Genomic DNA, 12,056 nt, shown 5'->3' with positions numbered 1-12,056 from the left:
TAACGTGACAGTATGACACAGGCTACGTCCGAAGATCCCTGGAGTGTTACCGAAACGGATCTCCGGGAACAGATGCGTTCGCTCCGCCGGAACGACGCGGACGCCGCGGTCGTTACCGTCGCGGCCGTCGACGGGTCCGCGTATCGCCGACCCGGTGCGAAGATGCTCGTCCCGGCTGACGGGGAGGCCGCCGGTGCGGTCACCGCGGGCTGTCTGGAGGAACCGGTCGTCGATCTCGCCCAGGAGATACTCGCCACCGGCCAGCCACGGATCGAGGTGTTCGATCTGCTGGACTCCGACGACGACAGTTGGGGGTTGGGGCTGGGCTGTAACGGCGTCATCGACCTCTTCGTCGAACCGCTGGACGCGAGTGTTGACCGGCCGCTGGCGATGCTGGACAACGGCGACCCGGCGACCGTGCTCACGGTCGTCGACGGGTCGGGCGACACCCCGATCGGGAGTCGAACCGTCGTCGGAGCCGACGGGACACGCGAGGCCGTCCCCGACCGTGAACCGGTCCCGACGACACTCCTCGACGCCATCGGTGACACGATCGACCGAGTACACGGGACGGGGAGCACCCAAACGGTCGATATCGGGTCGGCGACCGTGCTGGTCGACAGCCTCCAGCCGGTCTCGGACCTGCTCCTCTTCGGGAGCCAGAACGACCTGCCGCCGCTGGCACGTCTCGCTTCCGATGTCGGCTTCCGCGTCACCGTCCACTCCCCCCGTGGGGGCGTCGACGAGTCGACGTTCCCCCACGCGGACACGGTGACGACTGGACACCCGACCACCATAACCGACAGCGTCGGGACCGACCAGCACACGTACGCGGTGGTCATGTCGCACAACCTCGTCGACGACCGCCTCGCCGTCGAGACACTCCTCACGGAGACCGAGGTACCCTACGTCGGTCTCATGGGTCCTCGCGAGCGGTTCAAGGAGCTTCGGGAGTCGATGGCGGAGGACGGCGTCAAACTCCCGAAGTCGGCGCTTGAACGGCTCTCGACGCCCGTTGGCCTCGATCTCGGCGGGGGCGAACCGCTGGAGATCGCGCTCAGCATCGTCGCGGAGGCACTGGCGGTCAGTAACGGCTGTGAGGGGGGACGACTTCGGGACCGCGACGGCCCGATTCACCCGAGGATACCGGAATAACGACAACAACACTTATTATCGCACTGGACGGAGTATCTTCATCGACAATATGTGGCCAGATAGCGCACCACGAGCGACTGCACGCGACCTGATCGACTGTCACGGCCACCCGGAGGTGCGTGGCACAGAATGAAACCCTCAGCGTTCGAGTACCACCGCCCTGAAACCGTCGAGGAGGCGGTGACGTTGCTGGCCGACCTCTCCGAGGCGGAACTGATGGCGGGAAACCAGTCGCTGAGTATCGTGATGGCCAATCGCCTCGCCAACCCGGACCACATCATCGACATCAACGCTATCGACGAACTCTCTCACATCGACGCGACCGGTGACGCCGTGGACGTCGGCGCACTCACCCGCCACCGCGATATCGAGCACTCGGACGTGTTGACCGAAGAGTACGCGGTGTTGTCCGAGTCGGCGGGACAGATCGCCGGGCCGACTGTCCGGAACCGCGGTACCATCGGTGGGAGTATCGGCGAGGCCGATCCCGCCGGCAACTACCCCTGTGTCCTCGTCGCGATGGGTGGTGAACTGGAACTGGCGTCGACGGACGGCCGGCGCACGGTCGACGCGGACGACTACTTCATCGCCTACATGATGACCGACATCGAGGAGGACGAACTCATCACCGCCGCCCGGTTCCCCTCCGATCCGTTCCCGGCCGCCCGAACCGGGATGACCTTCCTCGGGCAGAAACGGGCGGCACAGACGTGGCCGACGCTCAGCGTCGCGGGCGCGGTTCGCGTCGACGACCCCGACGCTGCCGAACCAGCCGTCGAGGAGGCCCGCATCGGGCTGGCAAACGCCGCGGACGTTCCGCTGCGGATCGAAGCCGTCGAGGCAGCGGTCGAGGGCGAACCGCTCGTCGACGCGACGGTCGAAAACGCCGGCGAGATCGCCTACGAGCGGGTCAGTCCGGCGGCCGAGATGCACGCGGACGAGACGTACAAGCGGGAACTGGCCCGCGAGTACACCAAGCGTGCGCTCCGGACCGCCTACGACCGAGCGATCGCCTGAGGACGGCCGGGCAATGCGATACGTTGGAACAGGTTTAAGGCGCTGACAGCCTTTGCTTGAAGGTGTCTAACAATCATGAGTACGGATGACGCAGCGGCGACTCCCGACCGCCCAACACAGGAAGTCTCTCTGACGGTCAACGGGGAAGAGGTGACTGCGGAGATCGAGCCGCGCCTGAAGCTCTCCGATTTCCTCCGGAACTACGTGGATCTGAACGGCGTCCGTGTCGGCTGCGAACACGGGGTCTGTGGCGCGTGTACGGTCAGCTTCGACGGCGATCTGGTCAAAAGCTGCATGATGTACGCGGTACAGACCGACGGCGGCGAGATCGTGACGGTCGAGGGGCTCGGCGAGGACGGCTCGCTCCACCCGATCCAGGAAGCGTTCCACGAGGAACACGCCCTCCAGTGTGGGTTCTGTACGAGCGGGTTCGTGATGTCGACCCGTGACCTCCTCGAAGAGGACCCCGACCCCTCACAGGAGAAGATGGAGTCCCATCTCTCCTCGAATATCTGTCGATGCACCGGCTACCAGAACATCTACGACGCCGTCAAAACTGCGGCCGACAAGATGGAGGACGAAGACTGATGTCGCGGTCCGAAGCCGCCCCGGACGAGATGCAGGACGAACCGGACGAGGAGACGTTCGTCGGGACGGGACTCAACCGGGTCGAGGACCACCGGATCCTGACCGGTCGCGCGGAGTACGTCCACGACATCACTCCGGAGGCCTGCCTGAGCATGGGCCTGCTCCGGACGACACACGCCCACGCCGATATCGTCGACATCGATACCAGCGCCGCCGAAGACCACCCCGACTGTGACCTCGTCCTGACCGGCGAGGACATCGCCGCTGAGTACAACCCGATGCCGTGTGGCCTCGATAGCATGTCCGAGTGGGCGCTTGCCCGCGATACGGTCCGGTTCGTCGGCGAGCCGGTCGCACTGGTCGTGGCCGACGACCGCTACGTGGTCGAGGACCTCATCGACCGCATCGACGTCGAATACGACACCAAGGAGGCGATCACGGACCCCGTCACGGCCAGACAGGACGAGACACTCGTCCACGAAGAGCTGGGGACGAACGTCCCCGATAAGGAGCGGCTGACCTTCGGTGACGTGGACGAAGCCTTCGAGGACGCGGACAACGTCATCGAGGACCAGTACTCGTGGGGTCGTATCTCGGGGGTCCCACTGGAGACCGCGGGCGTCGTGGCCGAGTACGACGAGGAGGCCGACAGTTTCGATATCGACTGTAACATCCAGCTCCACACGCTGGTCGACGACACCATCTACGAACCGCTCGGCTACGACCCCGACGACGTCAGGCTCAACGTCCCGCCGGACGTCGGGGGGAGCTACGGGACGAAGATCGCGATCCACCGCTACTGTACGCTCGCGGCGATGGCCAGCCAGCAACTCGACGGACGCCCGGTCAAATACGTCGAGGACCGGATCGAAAACCTCCAGGGCGGAGATATGCACTGCTCCGACCGGGAGTACATGATGCGGCTTGCGTACGACGACGACGGGACCATCCAGGGTCTCGACGTGAACTTCGTCGACGACTTCGGAGCGTACCCCCACTACCCGGTCAATCAGGCGCTCAAACCGCTCTCGGTCGTCACCAACGCCTACAACATCGAACCCGTCCGGTACAACTACGAACTCGTCCTCACGAACAAGACCGCCCAGACTGCCTACCGCGGGTTCGGCGTCGACCCGCACCTCTACGCGCTGGAGTCCGTCGTCGACGACGCCGCCTACGATCTCGGGATGGACCCTTACGAGTTCCGACAGCAGAACCTCATCCAGCCCGAGCAGATGCCGTACAAGCTCCCCTCGAAGAACATCTACGACTCTGGTGATTTCCCCGAGGCGCTCGCACGGATCAAGGAACTCATCGAAGAGGAGGAACGGACAGAGGGCGGGCTCCTTGACCCGGAGACCGTCGAACTGCAACGCGAGGACGGGAAGTACCGCGGCGTCAGCTACACCGTCCACATCGAACCCGGAGTCAGCGGGGCCGACTGGACGGACCGACAACGGTCCGACCGGGACGCACTCGCCGACCGTGAGATGGACGACGTCGACGAACTGCCCGAACACCTCCGCTGTGAGATCGAGGCCGACGGGACCGTCCGCACCTACCTGGCGACCGACTCGTCGGGTCAGGGCCACCAGACCATCGTCAAACAGCTCCTAGCCGACCAGCTCGAGATCCTGCCGAGCGACATCGAGGTCGACTACCTCGACAGCGTCGAGGCACCGACGGAGTACGGCAGTGCCGCGTCCCGGATGGCTGTCATGCTCTCCGGCGCGACGGAAGGGCTCGGTGAGACGGTCGTCGACAACCTCGAACGGCTCGCCGCCCGGCACTGGGACGTCGACCAGGAGGCGGTCCTCTACCGTGACGGCGGCGTCGAACGTGCGGACGGAACCGAGCGGCTCAGCCGTGCCGACCTCGTCGAGATCGATGGGGAAACCGACGGCGACCGGCTGACCTACGCCGAGTACGACTACGAGTTCCCGGTGTTGGACGTCGAGGAGTTCGGGGAAGCGCTCACGCAGAAGTATCCGGTCTACCCGACGGCGGCCTTCGCTGCCAACGCCCCCATCGTGGAAGTCGACATCGAAACCGGCGAGATAGAAGTGCTCAAGTTCTACTCGCTGCGGGACTGTGGCACACAGCTCAACCCGACGATCGTCGAGGGCCAGGCCCACGGCGGGTTGGCCCAGGGGATCGGCGCGGCGTTGCTCGAAGAGTTTTCCTACGACCAGTCCGGGCAACCACAGGCCGTCACGCTCTTCGACTACCTGTTGCCGTCGACGAAGAACATCCCCGAGATGCACCTCGAACACACGGAGACGCCGTCGCCGTTCACGACGACCGGCGCGAAAGGGACGGGTGAAGGGGGAATGATCGACGGCCCCGCGAGTATCGCCACGGCGATCAACCGCGCACTGGAGCCGTTCGACATAACCGCTGACCGCATCCCCGTGACACCCGACCGAATCCGGAAGAAGCTCCGCGAGGAGTGAGCCTCACCGGTCCGTATTCCGACCGTCTAGGTCCGTCGGGCGATCGATGTCCCGCAGGACACCCGGATCACCGGTTTCGATCATCGCTGCGTCCGGATCGTTCAGGAGGATCTCCCGACCGCCGACGTCCCCGTCGATGGTCGTCAGCGCGTCGAAGAACCGGCGATCGAAGAGGACCGGATTACCACGTGTCCCGTCGTACGCGGCCGCGAGCGCGTCACCGTCACCACGGCGATAGGCCCGAAGCAGCGTCTCGACGGATTGGACGGCAACGTCGGGCATATCTCCGAGCGCGAAGACGACTGCATCGTCGCCGCGTTCCCGCGTGGCTGCTACCCCTGCGGCCACCGACGTGCTTTGGCCCGCCTCGAACGCCCGGTTCACCCGGATATCGGCCCCGAGATCCGGGACGGCCTCGCGAACGCGCGCTGCCTCGTAGCCGACGACGACGGTCACGCCGTCGACGGAGGATGCAGAGAGCGTCCTGACGGCGTGTCTTACGAGCGGCTCGCCGTCGACTTCTTCGAGGAGTTTGTTCGAGTCACCGTAGCGGCTGCTCGTCCCTGCCGCGAGGACGACACCGTGAACGGTTGAGTGAGTCCCCTGGTCGGTCGCTCCTGTGGGCGTCCCCGTCATCTCACTGGATGGCAGCGTAGGGAACCACGGCGACATCTTGTCCGGCTGCCAGTGCGGAATCGGTCAGGACGAACCCGTCTGCGCGTGTCGCACGCGTGCTCGAAGACAGCACGCTCGGGTCGAACTCCCGCTCGTACACCTTCAGCGGGGAGTCTACGTGGCCAAGCGGCATCGCCTCACCGTCCGAGAGCACCACCGGGATCGCGTACTCGAACCCGTCGGGGCCGAGTTCGATCTCCCGAGCGATGGGGCGCCGTACTGTCGGCAAGTCCTGTCTCCCGGTGAAGAACGGCCGCACGACGAGTGACGCGACAGTGTGGGCACCGATCGGTTTCCCGGGGATCGCGAAGGCGACGGCGTCGGGGAGTGAGGCGAGTGCGAGTGGTTTGCCGGGTCTGAGACGGACACCGTGAAACTGGACCGTCCCGAGGTCGTCCAGCGCTCGCACGACGTAATCTTTCGGTCCGACGCTCGTCCCGCCCGTCGTTAGGACGACGTCGTGCTCCTCCGCCAGCCGGCGTATCGCCGCTTTCACCCGTTCGAACTCGTCGGGGACAGTCCCCTCGAACGTCGCCTCGTGGCCCCAGGATCGAACGAGTCCCTGTAACATCGGGGAGTCGAGATCCGATTGCGTGCCCTCGTGGATCTCGGAACCAGTTGCGAGGACGCCCACCGACAGTGGCTCGAACACCTCGACCGTCTCGTGACCGAGGTCCCGAAGGAAGACGGCGTCTTTCGGCCCGAGCCGTTCGCCGCGCTCGAACACTCGCGTGCCGGCCTCGACGTTGCTCCCCCGCCTGTACGTGGCAGTGCCGGGTTCGAGCGGCGGTCCTCGAAGCCGGTCGCCGTCGACGGTCGCCGCCTCGTATTTGAGCACGGCGTTTGCCTCCGCTGGCAGGGGCGCGCCCGTGGCGATTTCGATCGCCGATCCGTCGTCGAGTGCAGGCGGGTCGTCCTCGGGATACACGTCCGCCTCAACGATATCCAGCGGGTAGGCGTCGGTCGCATCGAACGCGTATCCGTCCATGGTCGCGTAGTCGAACGGCGGGAGGTCCGTCGTCGCCGTGAGTGCTGTCGCGAGGACCCGACCGCCGATCCTGTCGAGTGCGACCGTCTCAGTCGGACGGGTGGTGAACGTGCGGTCACGGACAGCCACCACACGATCGACGGCGTCGGTTCGGTGGATCAATTCCCGGGTTTCGTCTCCCATTCGATGATAGATCTTGTACAGCTACGGATAAAAAGTCCGCGTCGACTCACTGGTCGCGAATACAGTCTTCGATCTCCGAATCCCCGTCTTCGATCCCGGGCACCGCAGCGATTCGATCACGTGGACTGTTCGGCACTTATGAAACGACGCGGGGGATTCACGTTGGCGTCCGGTATCCCTATCGGAGCCAGTGAAAAGCTACAGACACCCGACCGTCCGACAGCAGTCCGATCGGCACCTAAATCGCTGCAGTTGTCACTAAGCGGTAAGTGTCGCCGTGGGAGACAGCTGAACCGCCGGGCGGTAACACGACGGACGCGATTACCACGCATCCACCGGCCCGTGACTGCCAAAACCAGATCAGTTGATACCACAGGTCACGATTCTAGTCCAAGAAACAGATATATCATGATAGTTTACCCACGAACAGGGACCAATATACGGGAAAGAAAACAAAAATACGAATACAACTCTACTCTTGACGTCCTCGAACACATCTTAGCGGATAATAGAACGAACTTCCGGTATTTAGCAATATATTCTCAAACACTGGACGAAAGTGGTTGTCTCGATGAGATAACTCGTCGTAAACCCGGTTTCTACTGGTATTTCTTCCCAATAGGTCACCCATGTCGTCGTCTGCGACGAACTCCGGGACCCGACGTCGTCGGAATCGCCGAAAACTGAGGATCCCGAACCCAACACGTAGTGAATCGGCCCCGATTTGTGCGCTGTTGTCGATACCCAGTTTTGGCTTCAGCAGTCCCGAGAGGGGAGGATGGTTTCGACGGGGAGTGGTGCTACTCTACAGTGCAGCAGGACGGATAACATATGTACGATCGTTATTCCAATCGTTCGTGCGACCGTCTTCGGTCCTCAACTGAACGTCGGGAACTCGTCGTCGGTCTCCTCCATGTTGATGTTCACTTCGATGACGTTCGCAGTGTTCACTACGTCCTCGATGAGTTGCTCGTGATACCCGGACTGTTTCATCCGTCTGACCGGCCCTGAGACGCTTATCGACCCGAGAACTCTGCCGTGGCGGTTGCGCACGGGTGCGCCGATGGCTTGGAGGCCCGTGATCTCCTCTTCCTCGTTGAGCGAGTACCCCCGTTCACGTATCGTTTCCAGGTCGTCGAACAGCGCCTCGCGCTCGGTGATCGTCGACTCCGTCTTCTCCGGGAGCCCGTATTGGTCGATGATCCACTCGACCCGCTCGCGGGGCAGGTGTGCGAGTATGGCCTTTCCGGTCGCCGAGAAGTGCAGATAATCCGCACGCTGGAGTTTGTTCACCTGATACTCGCTTCCGACCGCCTTCTCGCCGCTGACCTTGTAGAGGTTGACACCGAGTCCGTGCTCCTCGGTCGCCAGGTGAGCGAACTCGCCGGTCTTCTCCGCGAGTTCCTCCAGTTCGGGCTTGCCGATCTGGTAGAGCACGTTCTGATATCGAACGTACTCCCCGACGAGCAGGAACTGCAGGGAGAGTTCGTACGTGTCGCCCTCCTTGACCACGAACTTCTCCTCGCGGAGCGTACTGAGGTAGTTGTACACGACGCTCTTCGAGAGGTCGAGATGTTCGGTTAGTTCGGTGACGCCGGCGCCGTCTAACTCTTCGAGCGCTCGGACGATGTCGAACGCACGGGACACTGTTTTGAGGGTCCGCGGCGAACCGTTTGTCCGGTCGTTCGTCATACCAGTGTTCGGACCCGTATCGATATAGTTGTTTGTATTTCGCAAACGCTATTCGTCGACAGCTTCGCCGAGAGAGCGATAGGACCGGCACTCGGATCGAGCTCCCACAGCACTCTCAGTTGTCTTCTCCAGATATCAGGCAACAGCAGGGCTGAGTACAGCATCCTGGATTGCGTTCTCATACTCCGGAAAATACGAACGGGATCAGGTTCGCCGGGTCGGGTTAGAACGCGGAACAGGGAGCTACTACTGGACAGTCGACAGTGCCAGGAAAGCTACGCCTCGGCTAGCTCGGCGAGCGCACCCGCCAGAACCCGCGTCGCGTCCGCACAGTCGTCCCAGTCGGTCCACTCCAGAGGGTTGTGTGAGATCCCGTCGTGGGAGGGTGCGAACAGCAGTGCCGCGTCGGTCACGTTCGCGACGTGCATCGTGTCGTGTGCCGCGCCGGAATGCAGATCGAGCGTCCGAAGGTTCGCACGTTCACCGGCGGCGTGAAGCGCGTCCCGACAGCGGGCACTCATCTCGATCGGGCTGCGGTCCCACGGTCGTTCGATCGACGTACGGACGGGTCGCTCGTCCTCGATGGCACCGAGACGCTCCCTCGCTTCGTCGATGATGTGATCGATGGAGTCGTACTCGACGTCACGGACGTCGAGGGTCAGCGAGACGGTTCCGGGAATGACGTTCGGGGCGTTCGGAGAGACGTCGAGTTTTCCGACGGTCGCGACGGCAGTCTCGGAGGCATCACAGCGCTCGGTCGTCACCGTTTCGACGTCGAGAACGAACTCGCTGGCGGCTGTCAATGCGTCGGCGCGGTCACGCATGAGCGTCGAGCCTGCGTGGTCGGCCTCGCCGGTGATCTCGACCTGACACCGCGAGAGCCCGACGATACTCGTGACGACACCCGCAGCCGCGTTCTCGGTCACGAGCCGTTCGGACTGTTCGATGTGGAGTTCGATCCACGCGTCCCACGCACCGGCGTCGACCCGTCCCTCGCCGCGGTAGCCGATATCCGCCAGCGCATCCCCGAGCGGGACGCCGTCCGCGTCCTCGATAGCCAGCGCTTCATCAAGGCTCATGTCCCCCGCCGCGACCGCCGACCCGATGAGCCCGCCGTCGAAGCGTTGGCCCTCCTCCTCGGTGAAGCAGACGACCTCGATCGGGCGGGCGGGTTCGATCCCGGCGTCCTGCATCGTGCGGACGCTCTCCAGGCCGGCGTAGACCCCCAGCGGGCCGTCGAAGATACCGCCTTCCGGAACGGAGTCCAGATGGCTCCCGGTCGCGACGGGAGCGGCGCCCGGGTCGGCGCTCTCGGCTGTCCACCGGCCGACGATGTTCCCGACCCCGTCGATCGATATCGTGAGGCCGGCGTCACGGAGCCGCTCACAGAGGAACTCCCGCGCTCGTCGGTCCGCCTCGCTCCCCGTGAGAACCGTCCGTCCGCGGCCCTCCTCGGTGGGGACGGCACCGAACTCCGCGTTCGACTCGATATCACTGCGGAGCCGTTGCTGATTGATTTCCATAGCGCTTGCGTTGGGCTTCGTCGCTTCCCATATATTAACATTTCGCGGAAAAACCGACATATCGGTTCGTATCGGTACTGCCACCACCAGAATATTTATCAATGGTTGTTCGCATTGGTAGAGTACATGCGAAAGAATAGCAAGGGAGAAGAGTCGACTTCCAGCAACAGCTCACGGTCGCTTCGCGGTCGGATCGGCCGACGGACGTTCCTCGGTGCGGCGGCGTCGACGGGGACCGCTGCCCTCGCCGGCTGTTCCGGTGGCGGCTCCGGGGACGGCTCCAGCTCGGGCGGTGACGGTGGCGATACCGCGACCGAAACGAGCGGCGCTCCGAAACAGGGCGGAACGCTCCAGTGGGGCGGCGCAGTCCCGGTCCAGGGACTCGACCCCCACATCGACACCTCGGCGGCGTCGAAACGAGTCCTCGAAAACATCTACGAGGAAGTCGTTGCGCTGCAGGACGACTACTCCATCGAGCCCCACCTCGCGACCTCCTTCGAGCAGTCCGAAGACAACACGCTCCTGACGTTCGAGCTTCGCGAGGGTGTCACGTTCCACAACGGGAAGGAGATGACCTCCGCGGACGTTCTGGCCAGCTACGAGCGCGTCCAGAACGGTGACTACCTCGCGACGGGCTTTTTCGACTTCGTCGAGGAACTGCGTGCCCCCGACGACTACACCTTCGAGATCCAACTCACGCAGCCGTTCGCCCCCTTCCTGGCGAAGATGGCGACGGCGGAACTGTCGGTGATGCCTGCCGAGAAAGCCGAGCAGGACATGGTCGAGGAGCCGATCGGGACCGGCCCCTACAAGTTCGAGAGTCGGGAGATCGAGACCTCGTTCACGATGGTCCGCAACGAGGACTACTGGGGTGCTTCCGAGGAGGACGGCCCGTTCATGGACCGGATCGTCAAACAGGAAGTCCCCGACGCGAGCGTCCGCCTGCAGTCGTTCCTCTCCGACGAGTTCGACTTCATCAACGGCGTCGCACCGAAGGACGTCTCGCGGGTCGAGAACGCCTCGGGCGTCCGCCTGGAGCAGCAGTTCCCCAAGTCGCTGGTCTACCTCGGGATGAACTGCGACCAGGAACCGTTCGACAACAAGGACGCCCGCCTCGCACTGGACTACGCGATCGACAAGGAGATGGTCGCGGAGGCCGCGCTGTACGGCACGGGACAGACGACCGCGTCGCCGGCCGCACCCGGCAGCCCGTGGGTCCACCCTGACATCGGCCCCCGAGAGCGGGACCTCGACCGCGTCCAGGAGCACCTCGACGCGGCGGGCCTCTCGGACGGTTTCTCGGCGACCTTCAAGATCCCGCAGTCGTATCCGGCCCAGGTGCAGGCGGCGGAGGTCATCGCGAACAACGCCTCCGAGGCCGGGATCGACCTCGACATCCAGCGGATCACGTGGAACACCTGGCTCTCGGACGTCTACAACGACCGGAACTTCCAGGCGACGACCAGTTCCTACCTCGCGCTGTGGTACCCCGACGTGTCGTTCTACAAGTTCCTCCACCCCGACGGGGCGTTCTTCTTCACCAACTGGACCAACGACGAGTACAACTCGCTGGTCGAGGAGGCCCGGACGATCTACGACGACGACGAACGCGCCGACCTCTACCACCAGGCGACCGAGATCCTCCACGAGGAGCGGGCCGGCCACCTCTTCCTGTGGTGGCAGCCCAGCCTCTACGGGGCCGCCGACCAGTACAAGGGCGACATCGGCGCGCCGGACGGCTCGACGCTCCAGTTCGCCGACAACTGGCTCGACCGCTGATCC

The 12,056-nt window shown here is 63.9% G+C and carries 9 protein-coding genes; 5 read left to right on the top strand and 4 right to left on the bottom strand.

The window, feature by feature from the left end:
- The first annotated feature begins 12 nt into the window (after positions 1-12).
- From P0204_RS17450 to P0204_RS17435, 4 genes are all read left to right on the top strand, one after another.
- Positions 13-1,155: an XdhC family protein gene (locus P0204_RS17450; protein WP_276223392.1), complete on the top strand. Its 1,143-nt coding sequence runs from the start codon at positions 13-15 to the stop codon at positions 1,153-1,155.
- Positions 1,156-1,284: 129 nt separating this feature from the next.
- Entirely contained in the window at positions 1,285-2,172 is an 888-nt protein-coding gene (locus P0204_RS17445; protein ID WP_276223390.1) for an FAD binding domain-containing protein, read from the top strand.
- 75 nt (positions 2,173-2,247) lie between these two features.
- A complete protein-coding gene (locus P0204_RS17440; protein WP_276223388.1) occupies positions 2,248-2,760 on the top strand; it encodes a (2Fe-2S)-binding protein in 513 nt (170 codons plus the stop codon).
- Positions 2,760-5,213: a xanthine dehydrogenase family protein molybdopterin-binding subunit gene (locus P0204_RS17435; RefSeq protein ID WP_276223386.1), complete on the top strand. Its 2,454-nt coding sequence runs from the start codon at positions 2,760-2,762 to the stop codon at positions 5,211-5,213. The genes P0204_RS17440 and P0204_RS17435 overlap by 1 nt, the downstream gene beginning before the upstream one ends.
- Before the next feature lie 3 nt (positions 5,214-5,216).
- Here the strand turns inward: P0204_RS17435 and P0204_RS17430 are convergent, their stop codons facing one another.
- The 4 genes from P0204_RS17430 to P0204_RS17415 form a co-directional block, all read right to left on the bottom strand.
- Positions 5,217-5,849, bottom strand: a complete 633-nt coding sequence (locus P0204_RS17430) for a nucleotidyltransferase family protein (RefSeq protein ID WP_276223384.1) — start codon at positions 5,847-5,849, stop codon at positions 5,217-5,219.
- A 1-nt stretch (position 5,850) separates the two neighbouring features.
- A complete protein-coding gene (locus P0204_RS17425; protein ID WP_276223382.1) occupies positions 5,851-7,059 on the bottom strand; it encodes a molybdopterin molybdotransferase MoeA in 1,209 nt (402 codons plus the stop codon).
- 876 nt (positions 7,060-7,935) lie between these two features.
- Positions 7,936-8,751, bottom strand: coding sequence for an IclR family transcriptional regulator (locus P0204_RS17420; protein ID WP_276223381.1), 816 nt, complete (start codon positions 8,749-8,751; stop codon positions 7,936-7,938).
- A gap of 275 nt (positions 8,752-9,026) precedes the next feature.
- Complete coding sequence (locus P0204_RS17415; RefSeq protein ID WP_276223379.1) at positions 9,027-10,274, bottom strand: Zn-dependent hydrolase; 1,248 nt, start codon at positions 10,272-10,274, stop codon at positions 9,027-9,029.
- 126 nt (positions 10,275-10,400) lie between these two features.
- On the opposite strand from P0204_RS17415, the gene P0204_RS17410 reads away from it, so the two are divergent.
- Positions 10,401-12,053: an ABC transporter substrate-binding protein gene (locus P0204_RS17410; RefSeq protein ID WP_276223377.1), complete on the top strand. Its 1,653-nt coding sequence runs from the start codon at positions 10,401-10,403 to the stop codon at positions 12,051-12,053.
- Positions 12,054-12,056 lie beyond the last annotated feature (3 nt).

The sequence above is a fragment of the Haloarcula halophila genome (genome assembly GCF_029278565.1).
In the GTDB taxonomy this organism is placed as follows: domain Archaea; phylum Halobacteriota; class Halobacteria; order Halobacteriales; family Haloarculaceae; genus Haloarcula; species Haloarcula halophila.
The sequence above is the reverse complement of the archived record's forward strand: the minus strand, read 5'-3'. Positions and strand labels throughout refer to the sequence as shown.

Excerpts from the sequence above, each read along its gene's own strand:
- P0204_RS17440 (WP_276223388.1), top strand. The coding sequence starts at position 2,248 with ATGAGTACGGATGACGCAGCGGCGACTCCCGACCGCCCAACACAGGAA.
- P0204_RS17445 (WP_276223390.1), top strand. The coding sequence starts at position 1,285 with ATGAAACCCTCAGCGTTCGAGTACCACCGCCCTGAAACCGTCGAGGAG.
- P0204_RS17420 (WP_276223381.1), bottom strand. The coding sequence starts at position 8,751 with ATGACGAACGACCGGACAAACGGTTCGCCGCGGACCCTCAAAACAGTG.
- P0204_RS17415 (WP_276223379.1), bottom strand. The coding sequence starts at position 10,274 with ATGGAAATCAATCAGCAACGGCTCCGCAGTGATATCGAGTCGAACGCG.
- P0204_RS17435 (WP_276223386.1), top strand. The coding sequence starts at position 2,760 with ATGTCGCGGTCCGAAGCCGCCCCGGACGAGATGCAGGACGAACCGGAC.
- P0204_RS17430 (WP_276223384.1), bottom strand. The coding sequence starts at position 5,849 with ATGACGGGGACGCCCACAGGAGCGACCGACCAGGGGACTCACTCAACC.
- P0204_RS17450 (WP_276223392.1), top strand. The coding sequence starts at position 13 with ATGACACAGGCTACGTCCGAAGATCCCTGGAGTGTTACCGAAACGGAT.
- P0204_RS17410 (WP_276223377.1), top strand. The coding sequence starts at position 10,401 with ATGCGAAAGAATAGCAAGGGAGAAGAGTCGACTTCCAGCAACAGCTCA.
- P0204_RS17425 (WP_276223382.1), bottom strand. The coding sequence starts at position 7,059 with ATGGGAGACGAAACCCGGGAATTGATCCACCGAACCGACGCCGTCGAT.